Source organism: Kordia sp. (assembly GCF_050633145.1).
In the GTDB taxonomy this organism is placed as follows: Bacteria; Bacteroidota; Bacteroidia; order Flavobacteriales; family Flavobacteriaceae; genus Kordia.
Map to the genome: position 1 here is coordinate 163,273 of NZ_JBOEFY010000020.1, position 26,166 is coordinate 189,438.

The window sequence follows — 26,166 nt, forward strand, 5'->3', positions numbered from 1 at the left end:
TTTAATTTATTTGTAAATTGAAAGAATTATACTTCATTTTATTAACCGTAATACTTTTTTATCATGCAACAATCAGTACAAACATTAAAATCTTGTCTATCAAATTTAGTAGACAGTTTAGCACTTCCAATGATTGGAGAAATCAAAACCATTAGTTTTTCTACAGTTCCAAATGGCTGGGCAAAGTGCGATGGACAATTATTAAATATTTTAGACTACGGAACTTTATTTGGTCTAATAGGAACTACGTATGGTGGCGATGGAGTTACAACCTTTGCTTTGCCAAATTTACAGGGAAAAACCGTGATTCATAACGATGTAAATTATGCACTTGGTCAAACTGGAGGAACTAGCGAAAATACACTTACAGTAAATCAATTACCTACACACAGTCATGGTGTTGGAACCTTAGCTGCTTCACATACACTTAAAGGAACAGTACTTGTAAACGAAGAAGACGGTGAGTCTGATGATCCTAATGGAAGAAATTTTGGTGTAAGTACTTCCGATACTCCTTATAATGCTAGTACAAATGATAAATTAATGGCAGCTAATAATGTACAAATTAACGGAAATATTTCACTTTCGGGAACTACAGCTTCTACAGGAAATGGAATGCCTGTAAATAATGTGCAACCTTATTTGGCATTAAATACAATTATTGCTTTGGAAGGAATTGATCCATCTACAATTTGATTACTAAAATAATACTATAAAACTCTTCATAAAATCCCTTGTTCTAAGGGGTTTTATTTTCTTCTTATTTTGAGTAAAACACCTCATCATCCACTCAAAAATAGCGATTCAAACAAAAAACAGAAAAAACAATAATTATTTTGTAATATGTTTGTTTTATATTGTAATATGTTTTATATTTGTACTCGCTTTTCTAATGAACTGTGCATCATTTTGTACGATTCGTATTTTAAAAAACACTGTTGAGAAGAATCTTATACGCTTGCAAACCCTATTCTGGTTAAGAAACATAAAAAAATAGTTGCATAAGTTACAAGTTTTTTTATTCTCAAATTAAATTCCAACATTTTCATGAATATATTAATCATGCGCTGACAATTGCAGTTGCAAAAGGCGATTGTTTGCAATTTTTTTAGACAATGTACATAGCATTGTCACTTAATTACTAAAAGTTAAAAACTATGAACTTAATTCAAAAAGCATTATCACAATATGGAGTAACAGAAGTTGATGGTAAAGCAGATAATCCCCAAATTATTAGATATTTTGAAGTATTAGGATTCAATAGCAGCAAATTACACGATGAAACAGCTTGGTGTAGTGCATTTGTAAATTGGGTTTCTAAAACGGAAAACTATTCATACAGTGGAAAATTAAATGCTAGAAGTTGGTTAAATGTTGGTGAATCTACCGCATTACCTACACAAGGAGACGTTGTTGTATTATGGCGTGAATCTCCTAGTAGTTGGAAAGGACATGTCGGTTTTTTTGTAAAACAAACAAAGCGATATGTATACATTTTAGGAGGCAATCAGAACAATAAAGTTTCTATTAAAGCTTATCCTAAAAACAGAGTTTTAGATTACAGAAAACTATCGAAAAATGGAGAAAATTAAGCCTTACTTATTTTGGCTATTTGCTCTTATTGCGCCTATTGTTTCTGTAATGCTCACCGTTGCTTTTCTAATTATTGTAGATTTTATTACAGGAACCTACGCAGCAATTAAGAAAAATATCCCTATTACTAGCGAACGCATTGGTAATACAATTTCAAAATTTTTTATCTATAATTTGGTGGTTATTTCTGCCTTTTTATTAGAAAAATATATTGTAAAAGAAATTCCGTTTATGCGGATTATTGCTGGATTTATAGCTATAGCTGAAATAAAATCCATCATGGAAAATTTTAACGAAATCTATGGTATAAACCCTTTTAAAGCTTTGGTTAATTTAATCAAAAAAAAGTCTTTTGAAGATTTAGAAGAAACCATAGATGTTCTTGTAAACAACAAAGAGCAAGATCAAAAAATTCAAAAAAAATGAAACAAACATTAGAAACATTAAAATCATATTTTGAAACAGGCGACAAACCAACACAAACAGAATATGAAAACTTATTGGACAGTTTAATACATGTAAATCAGGTTCCTGTCCAGGTTCATACTGTAGAAGCATCTTCCGATTATGGAAGTGCAGCGTACAGTCCTACTCATCCATTTCGAAATATTGTACGTTTAAAATCAGGGTTTACAAATTATCACTGGCTAAGTGAGTCTGGACAAACTACCAATCAACGCCTTTGTATATATTTTGCAAATCCATGTAGTATCTCAAGATTTAATTATATAAATGCTGGACAAAATGCAACAGCAAAAGGTGGTATTAAAACCTGTAGAATGTATGGTATGACCTCAAAAATGATGTATGATACTACACATGGAACAATAGTTCCTGAAATGACCGATGTATTATACAGTGGAGACTTAGAACAATATACAGAAAGCCAGTTTGATGAAGGCGGCGTTAGTGTTGAGATTCCAAAAACACAGAAGATTTACGGAATCATTTTAGACATGGACAATAAACATACTGGAGAAGCATATATTGGATTAAAAGCAATGAGTTTTTATCAATAATTATTTCTTATTTGATGTAAACTGTATTATTCTAAATATACAATAAATAAAAAATCATCTAGAGCCTTTGCATAAAAACAGAGGCTCTTTTTAGCTTATATTATCATGAAAAAAATACAAATATCTACAGACCGAATATTACTAATTATCATCCTTATGTTACTTTGGTATAGCACTTTAATAAAAGCGTGCGAAAGTGACGTTGACATCAGTTTGCAACCAAATGTAACTATGGTAAATGATAAAATTTATACTATGGAGATAAATAACTCAGGAAGAAAAAGCAATATAAAGGCGATTAGTACTAGCTATTAAATCAAAAATACAATTGCAATAATTAATGCGATCAATATAAATTTTAATAAAAGAATAGTCTTATCCGATTTGTGAAACAACGTATTAATTTCTGTCTCAGTTTCTTCAGTTTCCTTCTCTTTCAAGCATTCATTTACATGTTCTACATACGGAAGATCTTTTTCATGAAAAAAATACTCTGTAAACTTAGAGTCAGGAATTTCCCTTTTTACAAAATGAATTTGCTGTTTCTTTAATGCATTATCAAAGAAATCTTCAGCTTTTTCATTTGTAAACAATTTAAAATAACGTTCTAATTTTACTTTCTTCATTTATGGTCCGTGTACAATAAAGATAGTAAATACAATCTTATTTTCTATTTTTACCGAGATTCAAAAAATATTTATGAATTATCGTTTTCCAAAAGAAGAAAAATTAAAAAGCAAAAAGTGTATTGAACTCCTTTTTAACGAAGGAAGTTCAGTTTCTAAGTTTCCACTAAAACTCATTTATGTTGCAACAGATTTGCCTAAAGATGTCCAAATTCAAGCAGGTGTTTCTGTAACTAAAAGGCGTTTTAAAAAAGCTGTAACACGCAATCGTATCAAAAGATTAATGCGAGAAGCCTATCGTTTACACAAAAATGACGTTTTTAACAGAATATCAACATCCTATGCTTTTATGTTTTTGTATATTGGAAAACAAGAACCAACTTTTGAAGAAATAGAAAAATCAATGGTTCGTTTGTTGGAAAAATTTATTGAAAAAACTGACGCAACAAACACACTTGAAAACTAGGTATATATAAGCTACTTTACTAGCTATTAATGAAGTATAAAGATGAAGAAACTATTCAAAAAACGAGTTATCATTCCTATATTGGCAATCACACTTTTATTTGGTGCCGTAGGTTTTAAAAGTGATTTCTTTGAAATTGCAAAGCAAATTGAAATATTCACAACCATGTTTAAACAATTAAACATGAATTATGTAGATGAAACAAATCCAGCTGAATTGATGGATGATGCCATCAAAGAAATGCTGAATGACCTAGATCCGTATACCAAATTCTATAACGAACAAGATGTAGAAGCTGCAAAAATTAGAAATGCTGGTGAATATTCAGGAATTGGTGCTTCTGTTCGTAGAAACAAAAATAAAATTACCATCATTGAACCGTATAAAGACTATCCTGCAGATAAAGCTGGATTAAAAGCTGGTGATGAAATTGTAAAAATTGGCGATATTGTTATTGCTAGTTTTAAAGAAGATACAGGCGAATTGTTAAAAGGTGCTGCCAATAGTAAAGTGAAAATTGTATACAAACGTCAAGGAAAAGAATATACAACTGAGCTAACTCGAACTAAAATTGAAGTAGATGCGGTTCCTTTTTATAAAATGATCGATGACAAAACTGGTTATATTGTATTGGCTAAATTCAACAAAAAAGCAAGTGCTCAAACCAAAGACGCATTGGAAAGATTAAAAGAAGAAGGTGCAGAACGAATTGTATTAGACTTGCGTGGAAACCCTGGAGGATTACTAAGAGAATCAATTGCAATTGTGAATCTATTTGTACCTAAAGGCGAAGTAATTGTGACCACAAAATCAAAAGTTAAAAAATACAACAGAACTTATAAAACGAAAAAGAAACCTGTAGATACAGAAATTCCGTTAGTAGTTTTAGTCAATGGAAAAAGTGCTTCTGCAAGTGAGATTGTTTCTGGAGCATTACAAGATTTAGACAGAGCAGTTGTAATTGGCGCGCGTAGTTTTGGAAAAGGTTTGGTACAACAACCTAAAAAACTAACGTACGGAACACAATTAAAAGTTACAATTTCAAGATATTATACACCTTCTGGTCGTTGTATTCAAGCTTTAGATTATTGGAATAGAGATGCCAATGGAAACGCTGTAAGAACTGGTGAAGATGATTACAATGCTTTTAAAACGAAAAAAGGAAGAACGGTTTATGATGGTGGTGGAATCAATCCAGATATTGAAATTTCTTCACAAAAAACAAGTGACTTTACAAGATCATTAATCGGAAACTTAGCTATTTTCAATTATGCAACTGAGTTTTACAATCAAAATTCATTTGCTTCTATGAATGATTTTTCTAGTGATAATATAAACTACGATGCTTTCAAAAAAAGTGTGGCGGCTTCTGGTGTAGATTATTACGAAACGAACACAGAAAAAGAACTCAAAAAAATCATGAGCACAAAAGAAGCAGCCGATTTTGGTAACAATGTTTCTAAAGAATATGATGATTTATTAGCTTCTATCAAACAAAGCAAATTAGATGCTTTAGACACGTATAAGTCGCAAATTGAAGTAGAACTTCAAAACGAAATTTTAAAGCGTTATTTCTATCGTGAAGGCTTATATGAGTATCAATTAACACATGATAAAGCTATAAAAGAAGCAACTGCTTTATTAGCAAATAAAAGCAAATACGACGGTATTTTAAACTAAGAATTTAGATTCCAATTAAAATTCAATGATCTACAATTTGGGCACGTAGTGTATTCGTCTTCATTAAGAGATTTTTGACAACGATGGCACACTTTGTATTTCGGGTTTATATGACTTATAACAAACTTTGCATCTTTAAGAGAAATAGCATGCAAAGTCCTAATTGCATTTATGGCTTGCAAAGGAGAGTCTGCATTTAATTTTTGTAACTTTTTCTTTTCTTCAAATGAAAAATCAGGAATTTTAAACGTTTCTCTTGGGTTACATCGTTGGCAATATATTTCCATAAGTTTATCCATTTCTAGTCATAGCAATATGAGGAATTTCATCTTCTAAATATCCATCTCCTACTTGTGAAAATCCGTGCGATTCATAAAATTTTTGTAAATATGTTTGCGCAGAAATTTTAATATTTCGTGTATTATAATGTTCTTGAATGGCAGCAATAGCAGCTTTTACAATTATATGACCATATCCAAATGCACGAGCATTTTTTGCTACTACTACTCTACCAAAACTGGCTTCGTTCTCAAAATATTCGCCTGCATTAAAAAGCCGTATATACGCTACAATCTTTCCATGCTCATCACTACCAATTACATGCAATGCTTTTCTATCTTTTCCATCAACATCCTGATACACACAATTTTGCTCTACCACAAAAACTTCACTTCGTAATTGTAGTATATCATACAATTCATCAATAGAAAGTTTATCAAACGATTTTACAGTTACTGTTAGCATAAGTTTTGGAAATCAATTAGTTATAAATAAACACAAACATTTTACAAAAAATAATGTAAAATGTTTATATTATTATTGTAATATGTTGTATATTTGCATTAATATTTAAGCATAAAGCTACGAAATAAAGTAATAATAGCTTAAAATATGGGTATTTTTAATTTCTTTCGAATAAATTCAAACATTTGATTGAATTATAAGTAGAATGAAAATTAGTTTTTAATCGTACAAAAGTTGAGTACTGTCATTAGAAAAGCGGAAACAGTTTATTCAAATACACTTAAACGATTAAAATCTAAAAGATGAAACAAAACATCAAAAATACATTGTACAGATTTGTAACAATGCGTGCTCCCGAATTGATTGGAGATGAAACAAAAGCATTAGGGTTTGTACAATTTCCTGAAAGTGAAACAAGTGCTTTTATAGCACCTGCTGCACAAGCAGCAACACCTGAAGCTAAAAAACAAGCTATTGAAACTGCTGTTGCTGGATATACGCCAACATATGCTTCAAAAAAAGATTTAAAAGCAGCAAATACATATTTATACGACTTTGCTACTTGGCTTACAAGTAATAGAACAAAATTTTCGTTAGAAGAAATTACAGCTAAAATTGATGCTTTCTATTTACCACAAAGCACTATTCCAAATATGGTTGAAATTTGGGATGATTTACATTATACTATTTTAACTGCTGGCGATTCATATCTAAGAGACTTATTGTTATCTTATATTGTTGCTGATTTCTTTTTAACAAACCGCGACAAAGTTGAGCGTACTGCTGAAAATTTACAAAAAGTAGCACAAGCCAGAGTTATTGTTGACAAAAACTTATTCAATTATGAAGTTTCATCAACTGAACCAAGAACGCCAAAAACTGCCGAAAAACACTTCAAAAAAGAAGTAAATGCAGTCGCAGCAAGACAAAACTTGGTAGAATTAGAAGCTGTTGCTAAGGAAGTTGCTAACGCAAGAAGTATTTATGATTCAGACAATACAAAAGCAAAAGCAGCCTATCAAAAAACCTATGATGCTTCTGTACGTGCTGCCTATGATGCAGCTACTGTAACAGAAAGAGTTGTGACAGATCCAGATTCTGGAGAAACTTCGGTTGTAAAAGAATATACCAACTTAGTTGTTCCTGATTATAATTTTTTACCAACTGATGAATTAGACAAAACAGTTTTAGCAAGTCGCTTAAGTCTTCCTGCATTACAAGTTGTAAATGATTTTGAAGCACAAAACAATGCAACTACTTTACAAGAAATTGAAGATGCTATTGCAAATGAAATTCAAACAAATACCGATGAGGTTTTTGAAAACACAAATTTCGAACAATCGCAAGTAGTAATTCCTGGTGGAATTTCAGTACCAGTATCTACCGACGCAAACCTTGCTCCTTTTTCGTACAGCTTATGTCCAAGACAAAAAATTGGAAGTTCATTATATAACTTATTATTGACAATCAATGTTCCAAATGCTTCCTATGATGTTGTGAGGACTTTTATCGAATCTGGAAACGAAATTTTTACAGATTTTACAGATTTTAACTTAGGTTCAAAAATTTCATTAGTTTTATGTAGTGAAGGTATTGATTTAAGTCAAACTTCAGAAATTGATTTGGAAATTGAATTTTCTAATGGAGAAATCTATGATGATAATGTTACAGATATTGTACCCAAAAAATGTAAATTAGGTCAATTGCAACCGGCTACTTTAGGACCTCCAACAATCGACGAAGCTCCAGTAACCTTTGGAATTCAGCGTTTGGGAATTGCTGATTACCGTAAAGTAGAGCAAGAGGTTTGCTGTTATGTACCAGGAGAGGTTTCACACATTGAAAACATCATGGCGCGTGAATACAAATCGAAAGATGTAAGACGTACGCGTCGTCAAGAAACAACAAACACTTCTTCTAGCGAAACTGAAAGAGAAAACCTAACAGAAACTACTTCAACAGATCGTTTCGAAATGAATCAAGAAATTGCTTCTATTAATTCGCAAAATCAATCTGTAAATGCTAGTGCTGGCTTACATTGGGGTAATAAATCTGGTAGTTTTGGTGGAAATGCTAGCGCAAGTTTTGCAACTAATACTTCTTCAGAAGATTCTGAAAATCAAGCTATTTCACATGCTAAAGAGTTAACTGAAAGAGCGTTGGATAGAGTAGTTCAAAAAGTACGTGAAGAGCGTGTTACAAAAATTGTAGAAGAATACTCAGAAACTACCTCTCACGGATTTGACAATCGAACTGGAGACAAACACGTTTCGGGCGTATATCGTTGGGTTGATAAAGTATACGAAAACAAATTACTGAATTATGGAAAACGTTTAATGTACGAATTCATGATTCCGGAGCCAGCTTCTTTTCACGACTTAGCAATTCAGATGTCAAGTGAAGAAGATGTCTTAGTAAAACCTGTAGATCCAAGAACGGCTTCTTTCCAAAAGATGAAAGATCATAAAGCAGTTACTGCAACGACCTACAAACATTGGGCAGCTATTTACAATGCTGAGGTTTCTGAACCGCCAGTAGAAAATATGTATGTTGGAAAAGCATTTTCGTATAAAGCCACTGAAATCATGGACGATCGCTATGAACGATATGGTGAAAATGAAGAAGTTACCATTCCAGAAGGATATTACACTACCTATGCAAAAGCATATTGGGAAGATAGTTCTGATGGATACACTCCAAATGCGACTAAAATTATTGTTGGAAGTGAAAAAATAGCAACCAAAGGTGTTCTATTTAGCATTCCTAAACACGTAGAATCAATTCCTGTATCATTTTCTTCTTTAGGACATTTATCTGGAAACTCTACCGTAAGTATTAAGGTTCAAATTTTACCTGAAACTAAAGAAAGATGGCAAATTGAAACCTTCAATACAATTATTGAAGCGTATGAAGAGCGTATGACAGAATACAATGAAAAACTGGCTGCTCAAAAAGAAATGAAGAATCAAAAAGTGGATATCAATCCAGGGTTCTTCAGAGAAATTGAAAAGACAGTCTTACGTAAAAACTGTATCACGTACTTACTTGGTCATGAAAATTTAGGGAAAGATTTAGTCAATAACAGACAATCTGTAACTGAAATTACAGCCCAATATTCAAATGCTTCTTTAGATGATTATGCTGCAAAAGTAAAATTCTTTGAGCAAGCTTTTGAATGGGATATTATGAGTTATTATTTCTATCCTTTCTACTGGGCAAACAAAGAAAAATGGGGAGAGTTATACCAAATTCAAAACAACGATCCATTATTCAAAGCTTTCTTACAAAGTGGAATGGCACGTGTAATTATTACCGTTCGTCCAGGATTTGAAGAAATGGTAAACTGGTATATTGCTACAGGACAAATTTGGAATGGTGGACAAGTACCAACACTTGACGATGAAGAATTTGTATCTATTATCGATGAATTACGTAATCCTGAAAGTGAAGTAGAAGAAACATGGGAAACTCGTGTACCAACTTCATTAACAGTGATTCAAGCAGGTTCCATCGGATTGAATGTTGAAGGATTGCCATGTAATGATGAATGTAACGATTGGTTACGATTTGACACTGACGGAAACCCAATTTCCGACAATCCAATTGTACAAAGCAACGAGCTTGTTGGAGGTACTGAAGATGGCGTTGGAAGCGATGTTGTTGGAGATACTCCCGTACTATAATGACTCATTAATCACAGATTTTTAGTAGAAAAAGTCGTCCCGAATTTGATTTGGGACGGCTTTTCTTATATCTTGTTTTAACAAATATTGAAATGAAAAAAATTAATCTTGATTAGTGATATCTGATATAGAAACTGTTTCTTTCATCATTTTTGATGTGTTGCAAAAAGAAATTTAAAACTAAGTTTTTAATCGATTAGAATCATAAATTTCTCCAAAATCATAAACCAAAAAAACCTCGCTAACAAAAAAGTAAGTTAGCGAGGTTTTTTATTATTGAATACTAAAAGAATTTCTATTCATCCAAATCTTCATCAATTAAATAGCTCACAAATTCTGTCCATGAATTTGCTATTTTCTGTGGCTCACCATAACTAAACATGTGGTAAATGCTTCCAAATTCTCCAGAAGCTAATGACATCATTAAAATACCACCGGAAGATGCACCAATATCTATACCTTTTGGAATATATCGCGCGCCACCTCTACTAGCTTGCTCATCTAATGACCCCTCTCCATTATCTAAATAATTAAAGTTATACAAATGAATATCTTCACTCACCAAAACATCTGCACTATCTGCATCAAATATAACGTAATCACCTTCGGGTGAACCTCCATTATACGTAAGTATATGAGTGCGATAATCTCTAGGTAAGTTTATCTTTAAAGCCTCTTCAAAAGTTATAAGCCAATTCTCTAGCACTCCTTCTTCTAGGTCTCTATATTTAACTCGCATTTTAAATTTCATAGTATCTAATCTTCATCAATTAAATAGCTCACAAATTCTGTCCATGAATTTGCTATTTTCTGTGGCTCACCATAACTAAACATATGGTAAATGCTTCCAAATTCTCCAGAAGCTAATGACATTATTAAAACTCCAGCAGATGAATAACCAATATCTATTCCTTTAGTAATTAAGTCACTTCCGCCCCATTCTGCTTGTTCCTCTAATTCACTTTCTCCATTATCTAGTTCATCAAAACTTTGAACATGAATGTCTTCATCTACTAAAATTCCTGCACTATCAGCATCAAATATAACATAATCTCCTACTGGGAAACCTCCATTATATTTGAGCATGTGATTACGATAATCTTTTGGCAAGCGTATTTTCAAAGTATTTTCAAACGCTGCAAGCCAATTTTCTAAGACTCCTTCTTCTAAGTCTTCGTATTTTGTACTTATTTTAAATTCCATCTTATTTATTTTATTAAATCTAGTATTATTTAAAAGATACCAAAATTACCCATATGAGATAAAGACGCCTTGTGCAATGGTCTATGCACTTAATTCAAAGCTACCTTTAGTTTGTTTTGAGACATCATCCATATGATGTAGTGTAAGTTCTAAATTCTCACTGAGAATACAACAATGATTTTAAATCGTAAACAAAAAAAACTCACTAACGAAAAGAAAGTTAGTGAGTTTTTTTTACACTCTTAAATTATCAAATACTAAAAGAATTTCTATTCATCCAAATCTTCATCAATTAAATAGCTCACAAATTCTGTCCATGAATTTGCTATTTTCTGTGGCTCACCATAACTAAACATGTGATAAATACTTCCAAAACCACCTGTAGCTAAAGACATCATTAAAATGCCTCCATATGTAGAACCAATATCAATTCCCTTTGGAATATAATCAGTTCCGCCCCAACGCGCCTGCATATCTAATGAGCCTTCACCATTATCCAAATATTTGAAAGACTTTATAATAATTGTTTCATCTACTAAAACATCAGCTATGTCTTCATCAAAAACGGCATAATTTTCTTTTATAGGTACTCCCCCATTATATCTAAGCATATGGGTACGATAATCTTCTGGTAAACGGATTTCCATAGTTTCTTCAAACGCTACCAACCAGCTTTCTATAACACCTTCTTCTAAATTTTCTGGGATGTCTGATTCAAATTTCATTTTTCTTTCTAATCCAATATATTATCATTTAAAATAACTTTCCATCTCTCTTAAGTTTTGATAATCTACGTCTTTCCTCTTTTCTAGCTTTTTCCTCTGGGGTTAAAAAATCCCATTCTAATTGATCTATTTGTTTATAAATATCATGTGCTTCCTCATAAACATGTTTATTTTCTTCAACATATCTTTGTAACTCTTCAGATGTTTTAAATTCTTTAGATGTAATTATTGTTAATTCTTTTAGTCTTTCCTTTAACTTAATTAATTCTTCTTTCTCGGTCATGTTTTTATTACTCTTTTAATATTATTTGTGTAAATTCTTTAAAAGACCATATTTCAAATTTTGCTTTTTTTACGTATTTACTATAAATGTATGCAAGATCATTACTATAATCAAGTACATCTTTTGTGATTTTTTAATAGATTGGAATTATAAATTTATCAAAAGTAATACACCAAATGATTTTAAATCGTAAACCAAAAAACCTCACTAACAAAAAAGTTAATGAGGTTTTTTGATTCTTGAATTATTGAATACTAAATGATTTTAAAAACTCTTTTTTATATTTTAGTTATTGTGAGTTTTGATTTTTCACTTTAATTAATTCATTTAAAAATTTAGTATAACTACCGCGGTTGTAATCCTTTTAAAGCAGTATCAACTAAGATATCAATATTCTTTGTATGCTTTAGGGAATAGATTTCCATTATTGATTAATAATTCAAATTCTTCAATTTTTTCTATACTTAAACCACGATCCCTACTAAGTGTTTTAAGGGGCTTTGGATTCTCTTGCATTTTTATTAAAAATTCTATTTCCATTTGATTAAGTAAGTCTAGTAGATCTTGTATAGATTCGTCTCCATGAATTATAAATTTAACTTTTTTTCTTAAGCTTTCTATAATATCAACAAACATAATAAGTTCTCTTTGACAAGAAAATATAAACGTTTTGGATAGTAAACTTTTCTATGAATTTGCTAGAGAGATTTTTCCAGAATTTTTTCCTACTTTACTCTTTTCGTTCTAAATATTTTTTTACCCAGCTATAATCAGTACCGTCTATAAAGCCCATATGATAATAATGTAGACTTTTTAAATTATTTCTTACCTTTCTTTTTGTGAGAACTTTTCTATCAGATGAAACAGTCATATCAAAATCTATATCTTCAGTTGGGTTGTAGTTCTCAATACAATTATAATATATAATATCTTTATAAGTTGCATCCAACTCTTTTCCATTATTATAAGTTAAAAATGTGAGATGCACACCATTTTCTGGAACATCATACAATTCTATTTCACATATAGGAAACTTAATATTTACATAATCTTTATCATATCCTTCATACACTTCATAAGGTGCAGGCCAAGTAAATTCACCCATTATTTCTTTTACCATCGATACTGTTATATAACTTTTTGGTATGTAATTTTCTTCATTATTCATAATTTTTAATTTTTAATTTTTATAGCAATATCGCCTTCTATTTTATATCCGTTTTGCAACATATAGTCTACTTCTCGTCCAAAGATAGTTTTTACTTTTTCCCCATCTAATCCAGTTGCAAATTCATTTATATCATCTAGCCAAACATAAATAGATTTTTCGGCTTTAGGATCAGAAACAAAACGCACATCATCTCCACGTTCTATAATATCATCTAACCAAGGTTTATTTGCTTGATTCCAAAAATCATTCGTAACATTTTGCCAATATAATTTTGGGTTGCTTAATTCTAAATGCTTCCATTTATCTTTTATTTTAAACCAAATAGGAGATGATAATAAATCTGTACCACCGATGTTTATACCTTGCTTCCATAAATCTTTTATTTTAAATCCTAGTTTCTTAATTTCTCTTACATCATTCAATAAACCTGTTATAGCAACTGTAGCATCTTTTTTCAAAAGAATCTTAGAGCTTCCATAAATTTTCTTAAAGTTTTTCCCAATTAATTCAAGTTCTTTTCCTTTAGTAAACTTAGCAATAATTTTTCCTTTGGAAAGAATACTTTGTGTTTTACTAAATCCTTTTATCACATTATTAAACGCCTCATCAACTTTATTAATATTTTTACCACCTCGTCTTCCTTTGCTAGCCCCTTTGTTAAGGTTTTCACTCATAGCATTAAAGAAGCCTTTTACATCCTCTAATTTACTTGCTAAAAAGCCTTTGCCATTATGTGTAACTAAATAACCACTATTGACTATAGCGTATTGAGGATCTAAACGATTTATACCTAAATATCTTAAAAATTCATCTCCAAAATCATCCAAAGTTTTGAGTGTATCTTCGGTAAATTTCAGTATTTGCACACCTGCGGCTTTAATATCTTTAGCAATAGCACCCGCCAATAGTTTAAATTCTTCGGCTACAATATATTTTACGCCTTCTAATTGTCCTAATAACAAATGACCCAGTTGTTTAAATTCAGGTTCTGGGAGACCTCCTATTTTTTTAACTTCATTTCCTGTGGGTTTATTGGTTTTATTCGTCTTATTGCTAGATCCTGCAGGTTTATCAGCATTTTTTAGCAATTTATCAGCTTCTCCTAAAGCACGTTTTGCAGAAGCTGAGAGACGCTTGGCAATTCCAACGGCGACATCTGTACCCAAACTGGCAAATTCCATCCACATAAATACACTAGCCAAACTTTCTCCAAATTCAGTCTTTCTAAGCTCCGTCGCTTTGAGAATAATATTTGCCGTACCTGCTGTAACTTCCATGACACCTACTGCAGAGCGTGTAATAACAAATGCTTTTTGAGCAGTTGTAGTCGCTTTAGTTAAAGCTGACAAAATTCGAAACGAACGCCATGCTGGACCCAAGCCAACAGCTACTGAAATAACATCGCCTACATATTCAGCCGTCAAGGTGACATTTTCCCAAAAAGTAACATCACTATGTGCAAATAAAGTAAAGGCAGGAATCAAATTAATTTGATCTAACTTTTTACCTGTAAAAGAAAAGCCTTCATTTGCTGCATTAGAGATAGCTATAAGATCATACGGATGATATACATATGTTTTTTCAGTATCATCTTGAGTGGTAACTTTAACTTCGATATAATCATTTTCTTTCCATGTAAAATTGGTGTTTTCATAATTAAAACTCCAACTTGTGCCCGAAGTATAGCCACAAACAATCGGATTAATGTATTCATCTCCGTTTTTATAAAATTTTCTATTACCAGGATCTGAATACGATGATTTGTTCCATTCATCTAATAACAAATAGATAAATCTTGAAAAGCTAGAGGTGTTTAATTTGTCATATAATTTAGAGAAGTAACTAGAACCGTCATTAGTTTTCTTTTTGAGTAACGTATTTAAGAAAACATCTGCAGTTTCTCCTTTTTTTCGAAGTGCGCCTAAAAGAATCAACATCACATCTTCTTCGTTAAGTCCAATATTATCAAGATTTTGCTCTAAAGCTTTCCCAACAATTTCCCATAAAACTTCTGCACTCATATATTCTAGGAAAATATCAGACGTATAATACAAAACTTCTAAAGCGTCTTCGACATTGCTTCCTCTCCATGGAATTTCATCCTCTACCATTTGTAAATATTTTGACAAAAAGTAGCTTCTAATATTCGTAAAACTATCTTCAATATAGTTAGATATGGATCGATTAGTACCATTAACACCTAACAAAGCTAAATAAGAAGCAGTTTCAGTAATATTGTCAGTAATACTATCAAGACTCAACACACCTTCCTTAAATACAGTTTGGTATAGAAATTCCATCATCGTACCCAAATAATTAAATGTTAACTGAAGATAAATTTCACTGTTTTTAAAAGAAGATTTTGTAAATCTTTCGTCGGCTTTTCTATAAGAGAGTACGTATCTACCTTGTCTATAATATATATCTGGTAAAATAAAAACATCCCCTGTTTTTTGAGTATTCTTGATAGTTACCTGCCGATTCTTTATATTTCTTTTGTACGCATCATCACTGAAAAACAAAAAACGCCACAAAGCATCCAAACCACTGTCTGCATACCCTTCATGATCCACATAATCAAGACTGTAATCAGATCCCGTTTTTATTTCTGGGATGTCTGCTGGATTGAAAAAGAATTTATCTTGAAATAGAAATGTTTTATCTAACGAATAATTAATGACGACTCTGTTAGTATTACTTAAATAATAATATCGACCTTTATCATGAATCATCGGAATAGTAATTATTTCACTTTCATCCAACGCAATCCACTGGGATAAATCAGCATAGTTTTTATACCTAACTATCTCTTGACCTTGATCATTAGTATACTGGTGACGTTGGTAATATTGAAGACTTTCTGGAGTATTGTTATCATCCACAACACGGAGGTAGATATTTTTTTGATAGATTCTCCAAGATACCGACAGTGGCCAAACTAATTTTGAAGGTTCAATATCGATAAAGTTAGGCTCAGGCTCCATATTATCGTCTTCAGTTATATTGAGCTCATTAGTACTATCATAATTTTGATCTATCAACAAAACTGATACGGTGGTATTAGCTTTTTCGGCTTCCCGCTCTCTTCTTCTTATGTTTAAATAATCCACCAAGGATTGTATATCTGCCATAAAAAAATTGTTTTTTTGAGATTGTTTTTAGTAATCTCTTGTGATTAATAATTTTTGATTTTTTGGTATGATGATACTGGCAATAGACAATCTGTTGTAGAGAAACACAGATCAACTAATGCTTTGATTGAGGTTATTTTTGCAGTAAAGAATCACAAAGATTATTGTGAATTGTTTAATCAAAAAAACATGATCATACAGTTAAATAAGGTTGTAACATATTTAGTAGAATATCAGATTTTAATAGGGTCGATGATTTCTGTTTTGCATACAGCACAAACTACCGTCAATTCATCAGTCAACTACTTCAGGGAAAGCCCACGAAGCATTGAGAGGAAAAAACAAATACATTTCGCCGAAAGTGTCGGAGCATTTAAATCTCGATTATTGAGTAAAATCTATTTAATATTACTGAACAATTACACAGCAAAAAAAGTGATTTTTTTTGTTTTTTTACTCCTAATTTTAAAATGGCTCCTGTAGTTTCAGTAATATGTTTGTATTTATAAAAACGATTGTATATTTAACATATAATCCTGGTTTGAAAAATAAAAATGAAAGATTTAAAACTAGAAAAAGTCAGTAAAAAAATAAGCCAAACAGAATTAAAAAATGTTAAAATATAAATTTTACAAATGGGCTCCTTCAACAAATGAGTATTTGAAGGTAAAAATAGAAAAACCATATGATTACCTCAGTATGATATTTGAAGGTAATGAAACTAGTAATCAAATCCAGAATCATATTAACAAAATCAAAAATGTACTGAATGGAAATCCAGATATTGACTACAGTATAGAAAATCAATCTGGGTTTATAGGGTACGCATTCGCACCAGATGATACAGAAACAGAATATCCAGAAGGAGGTTTTCAGGTATTTGATTTTTTTACTGCCGATAAAAAAGGTAATACAAAAGAATTATTCATAATATCTTTACAAGAAATATTAAATTTTCTTGAAGATTTTAATATTTTTTTGATTAAAAATAATAGATGATATATCTTCAATAATGCAAGAAGAAAAATTATACATACCAAAAAGTTATTTAACGGTACAAATAGTACGCGATGTTATGGCTGAATTTGAATGGCCAGTTTCGTATGAATTAATTGATGAAACAGAAGATTGGAGATCAGTTATAATAAAATTTGAAAACTGTGAAATTGAGTTAACAGAAGTTCCTGGTGAAGGAATACATCTTGAGTTTTTAAGTTTTAATAATGGAAAAAAATTAAATGCTAAATATGGAGAAATTATTCAATATATAGAAAATTATAATCCAAGAGAACATCTTGATTTAGAACGTAAAAGATATAATGATCGCATCCTTCATACAATTTCTGCAGTTCGTAATAAAATGAAAAACCTACAATACTATCACATGGATTTTATTACTGGTACAAATTATTCTTGGGCAGAAAAATATCTAAAAGACAAGAAGAAGTAAATAATTATAAAACCAAAAACCCGCTAACTCAAAAAGTCAGCGGGTTTTTTATATCTCTTAAATTTAGAATAATTAGAAAGCTTAACTACAAGCAATCTTCTCTACTCTACGTTGGTGTCTTCCACCTTCAAATTCAGTTTCTAAAAATGTATCAACCATTGCAATGGCTTGTGGTAACGAAGTAAAACGCGCAGGAATACTCAAAATATTAGCGTCGTTATGTTGCCTGGCAAGCGCTACAATCTCTTTGGTCCAACAAAGTGCTGCACGTACCTTTTGATGTTTATTTGCAGTCATTGCAGCTCCATTTCCGCTTCCGCAGATAATAATTCCGAAAGCTACTTTTTCGTTTTCCACATCAGTAGCAACTGGATGAATAAAATCAGGATAATCGACACTATCATCTGTGTTGGTTCCGTAGTTTTGAATTGCATATCCTTTTGCTTCCAAATGTGCAGAAATTGCATTCTTATAGTCGGTTCCGGCGTGATCGTTCCCGATGGCAATAGTTTTCATATATAATTGTGTTGTGTTTGTTGAAAACAAAGGTATGAATAGACTTTTGAACAACCGAAAAAAGTCAATGTTAATTTCATTTTACAATAGCTTAACACTGAGTTTATTATAAGTTCACATCAATTGTTAATATCTAGCGGTTAAAAACTAAGAAGAAAATTTTGTAGCTTCAGAATAATTTACAATACAAACAAAAATTACTGTTATCCAATTTATTTAGCACTTCTTTTTAGAAAACTTATTAAAAGTCGCTTTCTTGATTGTTAACAATAATTCACCAACTTTTTATCAAAAATAACCTGTGTATAAAGGTTGTTAATAACTGTTGATAACCTAGCTAATGATTCTTATATAGAACAAGTTATCCTTTTCATAAGTTGTTCATCAAATTCGATAAGAAACAAATCCTATAAAAATCTTCAAAAGTTTTGCTAACTATTCACAAGCTATAATAACCATCATTATTTTTTTTAAATTTATAAAAGAAAGAAATATATATATTATTAATGTTTATAACATTTAAGTTGAATTGATCTTTTTTAAGTGAAAATAGAGACTTAAATCTTCTATTTTTTTTCTTCTAAAAAAGTTAGCTTTCGCTAGAAAAAAAGAAGTAAGATTTGAGAACTAAGAGTCAAATTGCCTTTTAAGAATCTTTATAGTTTCAAAGTGTTTCTAAAAATATGCAATCTAAAATTGTAAATCAACAATCGTATATCTCAAACAATCCTCAAATGCGATTGCTTGCCGTAAAAATCGTCTAAAACTTGTTTGGTAAGGTCAACATCGTTTTGATGGACTTTCAACGAAATACCACCAATTGCGTTCGAATAGAAAGGGAATACACTCAACATCATGTCGTTTTCAAACACGTATTTAATTCCTCTGTGATCAAGGACAACGCGTAAAACGGCATATTCATACGAATACGTAAATGTAGCTACAGTTACAAAGTTGAGCATAAGCTGATAAAATTCATATTAAAATATTGAGAAAAACACTGAAGTATTAACATCTCAATTATCGAGTAATGTACTAAAAATAAGAAAATTAGTTTAAATAATACGTGTCAATTGCCGCATTTTTTATAGAATCATTAGGAACTTCTACAGCTCTAATATCATCTCTAAAATTGTTTTTAGTTTTTAAAGAAGAATTGATATAACTACCAAACGAGAAGAGACCGATCAAAAAGATCGATACAAATAGTAGAATAACTTTATACACTCGTTTCATGGTTGATGAAGCTAAATTTAGATTTGGCTCTTATACTATAGACGAGAGAAAAATGAATATGTTACACTTTTTTTAAGATTTCTTTAACTTTTTTTTAGAAAATGGATTTCTAAGCGTTACTTCGAGTAACAAATCTGTGATTTGGTGTATAGAAAATTACCTTGAAAATAAAAAAATAATATAGGTTTTAAAGCAGATCTCGATACAAAAAATGTTCTCATATTTTCCACTCGATCAGACGATTTGTTTTCTTATAGGTTTATAAGTTAAAGAGTTTAGCTGTGCAGTAATTTAAAATAACAAGTTTCCACAAACGTCACTTCGAGTGGTTTTTCGTAATAAAATGAAGAAAAATTGTATCGAGAAGTACTTTGAAAATAATTTATTTAGGAACCACAAATTGCAACGCTTTTGGTAAAATCTCAGCTGTAAATCCGCCAGTTCCAATCAATTCGCCATCTGCTTGAATGTATACTTCTTTCTGAGAAGTTTCAATAGTAATCAAATTGGTTTTAAACGTTTCTACTTCTTTATGATTCACAATTTTTCCATTAAACAAACCTGCAACATTTCGTACTAAAGTCCAAAAAGTAAAATGTTTAGCTACCGAAATATCAAACAATCCATCAGCTGTAGCTGCATCTTTAGTCAATTGCATTCCGCCACCAGAATACTGACAAATTCCAACAATTGTTAACAACGACTTGCTAGTTAATTTCTTCTCAACACTTTTAATAGTAAATTCAGATAATTTATAACGTATCAATCCTAAAACAGTAGAAACCAAAAAAGAAGCAGCGCCTAAAAATTTTAATCGTTCGTTGCGTTTTACCACATAACCATCAAAACCCAATCCGGCAACATTGTTAAAAAACACAGTAGTATCAACATTCAACAATGAAAGCTTTCCAATATCTTGAAAAATAGTATGTTCTTCTTTAATAATTTGAATTGCTTTGGTTATATTCTTTGGAATTTTATAGGTTTTTACCCAATCATTTCCAGTTCCTAAAGGAATTACACCTAATTTTATTTCTGATAAAGAAACAATTTTTTGTTCCATCAAACCATTTACAATATGATGTAAAGTACCATCGCCACCAATACTTACAAATTTTCGATATCCATTTTTTAAACCTTGAATCACGAGCTCGTATTCATGTTGAGGTTTTGTTGTAAATTCAAAATCGAAAGGAATTTGTAAAGCTTCAAAAGTAGCTGTAATTTTTCTCCATTTTCGTTTTCCTGAGAAGCTTCCAGAAGTCGGATTCACAATCAAAAACCATTTATCTTTACACATACATAACACGAATTTAATGCGTTGCAAAATACGAATTGTAAAATATTTGTATATTTGCATCAGAATTTTTTAATACTTCTCTCCTACTCGTTGTGTTTAATAAGAAATCGTTAATTTCTAAAACAGCAACATTCCTGACAGAATTAATTTGTACTTTTCAAGAGTTAAAAAACGCTAAACTTAGAATAGTTACATCTCGATTATAGAGTAAAATTCAATAAAAAGCAATTTCGGTATGCTTTTTTCATAATCAATAAAATAATAATAATAACAAACCGAAATATACACGAAATCGTGTAAAACAGAATGATATAATGACAAGAAAGAAAAAAAAGAAATCGCACAAGATTCCAAATCTAACAGATGCGATCCTTCAAATATTTAAAAAATCTTCCAACAAAGTTTATAACTACAAACAAATAGCTTCCAAACTAAATATTACAGATACAAGTGGAAGAAATCAAATTATAAAAACACTCAAAAAACTCAAAGCAAAACAAAAAATTGAGGAAGTTGATCGTGGAAAATACCGTGTTGTAGGAAGTACAGAATATTATACAGGAATTGTAGATATGACGTCACGTGGACAAGGATATGTAATTTGTGAAGATTTTGAAGAAGATATTTTTGTGCCAAGTCACAAAATAAACAGAGCTTTAGATGGTGATGAAGTTGAAGTATATGTATACAAACGCAGAAGAAACAATCGTCCAGAAGGAGAAATTACAAACATTGTAAAACGTAAAAAAACAGAATTTGTGGGTGTATTACAAATGCAAAAAAACTTTGCTTTTGTGGTGGTTTCCAATCAAAAAATGTATACGGATATCTTTGTTCCAAAAAATAAAATAAATCATGCACAAAATGGTGATAAAGTAGTTGTAGAAATTGAAGATTGGCCTGCTAGAGCAGATTCTCCTTTCGGAAATATAATACAAGTACTTGGAAAACCAGGGGAACACAATACTGAAATCCATTCGATCTTAGCCGAATATGGATTGCCGTATGAATTTCCAGAACATGTAGAACGATCTGCAAACAAACTAGATACATCAATTCAAGAAGATGAAATCAAAAAACGTAGAGACATGCGCGATGTGCTTACGTTTACTATTGATCCAAAAACTGCCAAAGATTTTGATGATGCATTATCGTTTCAAACGCTAGAAAATGGAAACTATGAAATAGGAATTCACATTGCTGATGTTTCACACTATGTAAAACCTGGAACTGTACTTGATGATGAAGCGTACGATCGTGCAACTTCGGTATACTTAGTAGATCGTGTGGTACCAATGTTACCAGAAATACTCTCAAACGGAGCGTGTTCATTACGACCAAATGAAGAAAAATATACCTTCTCAGCAGTCTTTGAAATCAACAAGAAAGCAGAAGTATTAAATCAATGGTTTGGACGAACGGTTACGTATTCCGACAAGCGATTTGCGTATGAAGAAGCACAAGTAATTATTGAAACCAAAGGAAACGAAATTCCTGCAGATATTTCACTCTCAGGAGAAGCATATACAGTAAGTGATGCTATTGTAGAAGCCACTTTAAAACTAGACGAATTAGCCAAAATCATGCGCGGAAAACGTATGCGTCAAGGTGCAATATCGTTTGACAAAGTAGAAGTTCGTTTCAACTTAGATGAAAACAGCAATCCTGAAGGTGTCTATTTCAAAACGCAAAAAGATGCCAACAAACTCATTGAAGAGTTCATGTTGCTAGCCAACAGAAAAGTGGCGGCATTTATTGGAAAACAAGAACCAGAAAAAACGTTTGTATATCGTATTCATGACGAACCAGATGTTGATAAACTTGCTAATTTACAGACTATTATATCTCGATTTGGATATGCGTTAAATCTAAAATCAAGAAAAACGACCACAAGTTCTTTAAACCAATTACTAGAAGATGTAAAAGGAAAAGGAGAACAAAACATGGTAGATACGCTTGCAATTCGAAGCATGAGTAAAGCAAAATATACCACAAATAACATTGGTCATTACGGATTAGCGTTCGATTACTATTCGCACTTTACATCGCCAATTCGTCGTTATCCAGATGTCATGGTACATCGTTTACTGCAATATTATTTAGATGGCGGAAAATCTGCAAATGCAGAAGAATACGAAGAAAAATGTGAGCATTCATCCAAAATGGAAGCCTTAGCAGCAAGTGCAGAACGTGATTCTATCAAGTATATGCAAATCAAATTCATGCAAGATCACAAAGACGAAGAATTTGTAGGAGTTATTTCAGGTGTGACCGAATGGGGAATTTACGTAGAAATCATTGCCAACAAATGTGAAGGAATGGTTCGTATTCGCGAAATAAAAGACGATTATTACAACTTTGATGAAAAGCAATATGCCTTAGTTGGAGAAGTAACCAAAAACATATATCAACTTGGTGATGAAGTCGTTGTAAAAGTAAAAAATACAGACTTAGTAAAACGTCACTTAGATTTCGATCTTATCGGAAAACGTGTTGAGGTAGAAGCGTAAAATTTGGGCGTTCCCACAACAAAAAAAATAAACCCGCATATTCAGGAAACTCGAAATGCGGGTTTACTTTTTTCATTGCGGTCAGGCTATCCGCTATATCTTTTATCTTGTTTTCAATATAAAGTTGTCACATCGAGCGCAGTCGAGATGCTTTTAGTGTTACAAATTTACTTAAATCAACGATAAAAGGATGCCGCTTCTATCCTTAACGCGAAAAAAAGTACTGAGATTTTTCTAAGTACATTCAGTATTTCATAATCAATATCAATAAAATTTAAAATCTATTTCTCTTATAACAAATAAGGGCGTCTCAATACTCACTACTAAAATCTCATCACTATATTTTTGTAACATTTTTCAAAAACACATACTAACGTTTCAAACAATCACAAATCAACAATCTAACATCGTAAATCCAAAATCAATATGATCTTCACTACAACAGACAGTTTTCAAAACAGAGAAATCACAGAATACTTAGGCTTAGTTTCAGGAATGACATACAATGTAAACTACAGTTACAAAGGCATGTCGTTCAAAGACATGTTCAACATGAAAAAATACTATTCACAAATAGAAGGCGCTATAGAAGAAGTAAAAGAAAAAACATTTCAAAAGCTAAGTGACAATGCAGCAAAACTATCTGCAGATGGTGTAGTAGGTATTGATGTAGATATGGAAATAAGTGCTGGCGGCGCAGTGATGATAAGCATTACAGGAACGGCTGTAAAATTGAAATAAAAAGGTTTTCTTTTTTTTAAATATGTTAAATATATATAGTTATAAATTACTGTAAAACCATAATTCACAAAGAATTACACAAAAATTAAATAAAAACTGTAACAAAACGTTTTCTATATACTCTTTACATACAAACAATAAAACCAAGTGTTATGAAACATATATTCTCAATCATTCTTTTTGCAGTTGCATTCTCAGTAACTGCCCAACAAAAGCCAATAGAAAAAAATGTAGGTGATTTTAAAGAAGTAAAAGTATTTGACTTAATAGAAATCAACTTAATCAAATCAGACGAAAATAAGGTCGTTATTACAGGTGCTGATACAGAAGATGTAGAAATTGTAAATAAGCGCGGAAAACTAAAGATACGCATGAAATTCGATCGAAGTTTCGATGGTTCACGCACGTTTGTAGAAGTATATTACAAAGATGTCGATATCATTGATGCTAACGAAGGTGCTATTATTGTTGCCAATGAAACAATAACGCAACCATATTTAAAACTAAAAGCACAAGAAGGCGGAAAAATTATTGCCAACTTAGAAGTAGATAATTTAGAATCAAAAGCAGTTTCTGGAGGAATTATTGAAGCATCAGGAAAAGTAAAACACCAAGAAATTACATTGAATACAGGAGGAATTTACGAAGGAAAAAAACTCATCACAGAACAAACAAAAGTAAAAGTGAGTGCTGGCGGAGAAGCATATATTTCAGCTTCTGTACTTGCAGATGCCAAAGTAAGAGCTGGTGGATATATTGAAATTCACGGTGATCCTGAAACGATTAAAAAAGACAAAGTCTTCGGAGGAAAAATAAAAGTAAAATAGATTCGCATTCTATAATACCATTTCATCAATCAATCTTAAAACGTCTAAACTGCCATTTAGACGTTTTTTTAGTGAAACCCATTATTGAAAAGCATAGCGCATTCAATAATGCTGGTTGAACTAATGCTGCTGCACAGCGGTATCTTTTCCTTTTATACATAAATGATTCTCACATTTAATAACTTTTAAACGAACCCAATAGTCGAGAAGCGAAGCGCACACAAAACTGTAAGTTGAACTAAATATCTAAGAATAAAGAACGACTATTAGAGATCTCAAAAAGATAGCAACAGCAGTTATAAAAGTTGAAAAATGACAAAAAAAATAGCAAAAAAGAAAGCTAATGAAAATAAAGTAAAAAAAATTATACCAGAAATGGAATATAAAAAGCCGTAATTGCATCACTTTTACTACTTTTGTTATATGGTTGACGGACTACATTACGCAGTTTTATACGGATTATTTTTATCGTTTGTCGCTATTGGACCTATATTTTTCCTTTTACTTGAAATAAGCATAACCAAAGGATTTAGAAGTGCCTTAGCATTCGATTTTGGAGCTATTTTCGCAGATATTGTTTTTATCTTTTTTGCGTATTATAGTACTTCAAGTCTTATTGAAAAAATAAAAGACGACCCTAATTTAATCATCTTCGGAGGTTTAATTCTTTGTGCGTATGGAGTTATTTCTTATATAAAAACAGCCAAGTCTTTTCGGAAAATAGTGCGTGAACATTATAGTGTTGATACTAACAACAAAAAGAATTTTATAGGCTTATTTATAAAAGGGTTCTTTTTAAACTTCATTAACTTTGGTGTATTGGCTGGTTGGATTGTAGCAATTGCAACTGCAACTAAATTCACTGGTGGAACCAAATTAGGAATGTTCATTTTTGTAGCTACAATTTTAGTAACCTTATTGGTTATGGATATTACAAAAATTATGTTAGCTAAAAAATTAAAAAACAAAATGACACCTCGTTTTATCTTTAAAGCAAAAAAATGGGTGAGCATTATCATTATTGTTTTTGGAGCAATAATGATTGTAAAAGGATTTTATTCAAGAATAGTGTAAGACAATATAAAAATAGAGATATAAAAAAAACCTTCTGATTATCAGAAGGTTTTCTTTTTTTAGAGGCGTCGAGCGGATTCGAACCGCTGTACAAGGTTTTGCAGACCTCTGCCTAGCCACTCGGCCACGACGCCATTATTGATGCAAATTTAACCAAATTTACATTTTATGCAACAAAAAAGAAACAT

General features: G+C 31.3%; 27 protein-coding genes and 1 tRNA gene. 13 read left to right on the forward strand and 15 right to left on the reverse strand.

The window, feature by feature from the left end; genetic code table 11:
- Positions 1 to 63: 63 nt before the first annotated feature.
- The 4 genes from ACRBBL_RS10485 (at position 64) to ACRBBL_RS10500 (ending at position 2,612) form a co-directional block, all read left to right on the forward strand.
- Entirely contained in the window at positions 64 to 696 is a 633-nt protein-coding gene (locus tag ACRBBL_RS10485; protein WP_431368994.1) for a phage tail protein, read from the forward strand.
- A 461-nt stretch (positions 697 to 1,157) separates the two neighbouring features.
- Positions 1,158 to 1,592: a TIGR02594 family protein gene (locus ACRBBL_RS10490; protein WP_431368995.1), complete on the forward strand. Its 435-nt coding sequence runs from the start codon at positions 1,158 to 1,160 to the stop codon at positions 1,590 to 1,592.
- Positions 1,579 to 2,019, forward strand: coding sequence for a phage holin family protein (locus tag ACRBBL_RS10495; protein WP_431368996.1), 441 nt, complete (start codon positions 1,579 to 1,581; stop codon positions 2,017 to 2,019). The genes ACRBBL_RS10490 and ACRBBL_RS10495 overlap by 14 nt, the downstream gene beginning before the upstream one ends.
- On the forward strand, positions 2,016 to 2,612 hold the full coding sequence (locus ACRBBL_RS10500; RefSeq protein ID WP_431368997.1) for a hypothetical protein: 597 nt from the start codon (positions 2,016 to 2,018) through the stop codon (positions 2,610 to 2,612). Before ACRBBL_RS10495 ends, ACRBBL_RS10500 begins: the two co-directional genes overlap by 4 nt.
- Before the next feature lie 311 nt (positions 2,613 to 2,923).
- On the opposite strand, the gene ACRBBL_RS10505 is transcribed toward ACRBBL_RS10500, so the two are convergent.
- Complete coding sequence (locus ACRBBL_RS10505; protein ID WP_431368998.1) at positions 2,924 to 3,238, reverse strand: hypothetical protein; 315 nt, start codon at positions 3,236 to 3,238, stop codon at positions 2,924 to 2,926.
- A gap of 73 nt (positions 3,239 to 3,311) precedes the next feature.
- Here ACRBBL_RS10505 and rnpA point away from each other — a divergent pair, with 73 nt between their 5' ends.
- Entirely contained in the window at positions 3,312 to 3,704 is a 393-nt protein-coding gene (rnpA, locus tag ACRBBL_RS10510; protein ID WP_431368999.1) for a ribonuclease P protein component, read from the forward strand.
- A 42-nt stretch (positions 3,705 to 3,746) separates the two neighbouring features.
- Entirely contained in the window at positions 3,747 to 5,384 is a 1,638-nt protein-coding gene (locus ACRBBL_RS10515; protein ID WP_431369000.1) for a S41 family peptidase, read from the forward strand.
- On the opposite strand, the gene ACRBBL_RS10520 is transcribed toward ACRBBL_RS10515, so the two are convergent.
- Together ACRBBL_RS10520 and ACRBBL_RS10525 are read right to left on the reverse strand one after the other, a co-directional pair.
- Positions 5,381 to 5,671: a hypothetical protein gene (locus ACRBBL_RS10520; RefSeq protein WP_431369001.1), complete on the reverse strand. Its 291-nt coding sequence runs from the start codon at positions 5,669 to 5,671 to the stop codon at positions 5,381 to 5,383. The genes ACRBBL_RS10515 and ACRBBL_RS10520 overlap by 4 nt on opposite strands.
- A gap of 4 nt (positions 5,672 to 5,675) precedes the next feature.
- Positions 5,676 to 6,128 (reverse strand): GNAT family N-acetyltransferase, encoded by a 453-nt coding sequence (locus ACRBBL_RS10525; protein WP_431369002.1) that lies wholly within the window; start codon positions 6,126 to 6,128, stop codon positions 5,676 to 5,678.
- Positions 6,129 to 6,430: 302 nt separating this feature from the next.
- Between ACRBBL_RS10525 and ACRBBL_RS10530 the strand changes: the two genes are divergently transcribed.
- Positions 6,431 to 9,811, forward strand: a complete 3,381-nt coding sequence (locus ACRBBL_RS10530) for a hypothetical protein (protein ID WP_431369003.1) — start codon at positions 6,431 to 6,433, stop codon at positions 9,809 to 9,811.
- A 295-nt stretch (positions 9,812 to 10,106) separates the two neighbouring features.
- On the opposite strand, the gene ACRBBL_RS10535 is transcribed toward ACRBBL_RS10530, so the two are convergent.
- From ACRBBL_RS10535 to ACRBBL_RS10565, 7 genes are all read right to left on the reverse strand, one after another.
- Entirely contained in the window at positions 10,107 to 10,550 is a 444-nt protein-coding gene (locus ACRBBL_RS10535) for an SMI1/KNR4 family protein (RefSeq protein ID WP_431369004.1), read from the reverse strand.
- Between the two features lie 17 nt (positions 10,551 to 10,567).
- Complete coding sequence (locus ACRBBL_RS10540; RefSeq protein WP_431369005.1) at positions 10,568 to 11,014, reverse strand: SMI1/KNR4 family protein; 447 nt, start codon at positions 11,012 to 11,014, stop codon at positions 10,568 to 10,570.
- Positions 11,015 to 11,283: 269 nt separating this feature from the next.
- A complete protein-coding gene (locus tag ACRBBL_RS10545; protein ID WP_431369006.1) occupies positions 11,284 to 11,739 on the reverse strand; it encodes an SMI1/KNR4 family protein in 456 nt (151 codons plus the stop codon).
- 28 nt (positions 11,740 to 11,767) lie between these two features.
- Positions 11,768 to 12,022 carry a hypothetical protein gene (locus ACRBBL_RS10550; RefSeq protein ID WP_431369007.1) on the reverse strand — a complete coding sequence of 85 codons (255 nt, stop codon included), beginning with the start codon at positions 12,020 to 12,022 and terminating at the stop codon, positions 11,768 to 11,770.
- 387 nt (positions 12,023 to 12,409) lie between these two features.
- On the reverse strand, positions 12,410 to 12,658 hold the full coding sequence (locus tag ACRBBL_RS10555; protein ID WP_431369008.1) for a hypothetical protein: 249 nt from the start codon (positions 12,656 to 12,658) through the stop codon (positions 12,410 to 12,412).
- A gap of 94 nt (positions 12,659 to 12,752) precedes the next feature.
- Entirely contained in the window at positions 12,753 to 13,190 is a 438-nt protein-coding gene (locus ACRBBL_RS10560) for a hypothetical protein (RefSeq protein WP_431369009.1), read from the reverse strand.
- Positions 13,191 to 13,195: 5 nt separating this feature from the next.
- On the reverse strand, positions 13,196 to 16,324 hold the full coding sequence (locus tag ACRBBL_RS10565) for a hypothetical protein (protein WP_431369010.1): 3,129 nt from the start codon (positions 16,322 to 16,324) through the stop codon (positions 13,196 to 13,198).
- Between the two features lie 612 nt (positions 16,325 to 16,936).
- Here ACRBBL_RS10565 and ACRBBL_RS10570 point away from each other — a divergent pair.
- Positions 16,937 to 17,323 carry a hypothetical protein gene (locus tag ACRBBL_RS10570; protein ID WP_431369011.1) on the forward strand — a complete coding sequence of 129 codons (387 nt, stop codon included), beginning with the start codon at positions 16,937 to 16,939 and terminating at the stop codon, positions 17,321 to 17,323.
- 13 nt (positions 17,324 to 17,336) lie between these two features.
- On the forward strand, positions 17,337 to 17,774 hold the full coding sequence (locus ACRBBL_RS10575) for a hypothetical protein (protein ID WP_431369012.1): 438 nt from the start codon (positions 17,337 to 17,339) through the stop codon (positions 17,772 to 17,774).
- An 81-nt stretch (positions 17,775 to 17,855) separates the two neighbouring features.
- Here the strand turns inward: ACRBBL_RS10575 and rpiB are convergent, their stop codons facing one another.
- The 4 genes from rpiB to ACRBBL_RS10595 form a co-directional block, all read right to left on the reverse strand.
- The gene (gene rpiB / locus ACRBBL_RS10580) at positions 17,856 to 18,290 is read right to left on the reverse strand and encodes a ribose 5-phosphate isomerase B (RefSeq protein ID WP_431369013.1); all 435 of its coding nucleotides are present in this window, start codon (positions 18,288 to 18,290) and stop codon (positions 17,856 to 17,858) included.
- Positions 18,291 to 19,009: 719 nt separating this feature from the next.
- The gene (locus tag ACRBBL_RS10585; protein ID WP_431369014.1) at positions 19,010 to 19,252 is read right to left on the reverse strand and encodes a DUF2007 domain-containing protein; all 243 of its coding nucleotides are present in this window, start codon (positions 19,250 to 19,252) and stop codon (positions 19,010 to 19,012) included.
- A gap of 88 nt (positions 19,253 to 19,340) precedes the next feature.
- Positions 19,341 to 19,526, reverse strand: coding sequence for a hypothetical protein (locus tag ACRBBL_RS10590; RefSeq protein WP_431369015.1), 186 nt, complete (start codon positions 19,524 to 19,526; stop codon positions 19,341 to 19,343).
- Positions 19,527 to 19,908: 382 nt separating this feature from the next.
- The gene (locus ACRBBL_RS10595) at positions 19,909 to 20,826 is read right to left on the reverse strand and encodes a diacylglycerol/lipid kinase family protein (RefSeq protein WP_431369016.1); all 918 of its coding nucleotides are present in this window, start codon (positions 20,824 to 20,826) and stop codon (positions 19,909 to 19,911) included.
- A 314-nt stretch (positions 20,827 to 21,140) separates the two neighbouring features.
- On the opposite strand from ACRBBL_RS10595, the gene rnr reads away from it, so the two are divergent.
- The 4 genes from rnr to ACRBBL_RS10615 all read left to right on the forward strand — a co-directional run bounded on the left by rnr (position 21,141) and on the right by ACRBBL_RS10615 (position 25,978).
- Entirely contained in the window at positions 21,141 to 23,336 is a 2,196-nt protein-coding gene (gene rnr / locus ACRBBL_RS10600) for a ribonuclease R (protein ID WP_431369017.1), read from the forward strand.
- 426 nt (positions 23,337 to 23,762) lie between these two features.
- Positions 23,763 to 24,077, forward strand: coding sequence for a YbjQ family protein (locus ACRBBL_RS10605; RefSeq protein WP_431369018.1), 315 nt, complete (start codon positions 23,763 to 23,765; stop codon positions 24,075 to 24,077).
- A 152-nt stretch (positions 24,078 to 24,229) separates the two neighbouring features.
- Positions 24,230 to 24,904, forward strand: a complete 675-nt coding sequence (locus tag ACRBBL_RS10610; RefSeq protein ID WP_431369019.1) for a head GIN domain-containing protein — start codon at positions 24,230 to 24,232, stop codon at positions 24,902 to 24,904.
- A gap of 423 nt (positions 24,905 to 25,327) precedes the next feature.
- Positions 25,328 to 25,978 (forward strand): LysE family translocator, encoded by a 651-nt coding sequence (locus tag ACRBBL_RS10615; protein WP_431369020.1) that lies wholly within the window; start codon positions 25,328 to 25,330, stop codon positions 25,976 to 25,978.
- A 63-nt stretch (positions 25,979 to 26,041) separates the two neighbouring features.
- Here the strand turns inward: ACRBBL_RS10615 and ACRBBL_RS10620 are convergent.
- Positions 26,042 to 26,112 (reverse strand) — tRNA-Cys (locus tag ACRBBL_RS10620).
- Positions 26,113 to 26,166: the final 54 nt, after the last annotated feature.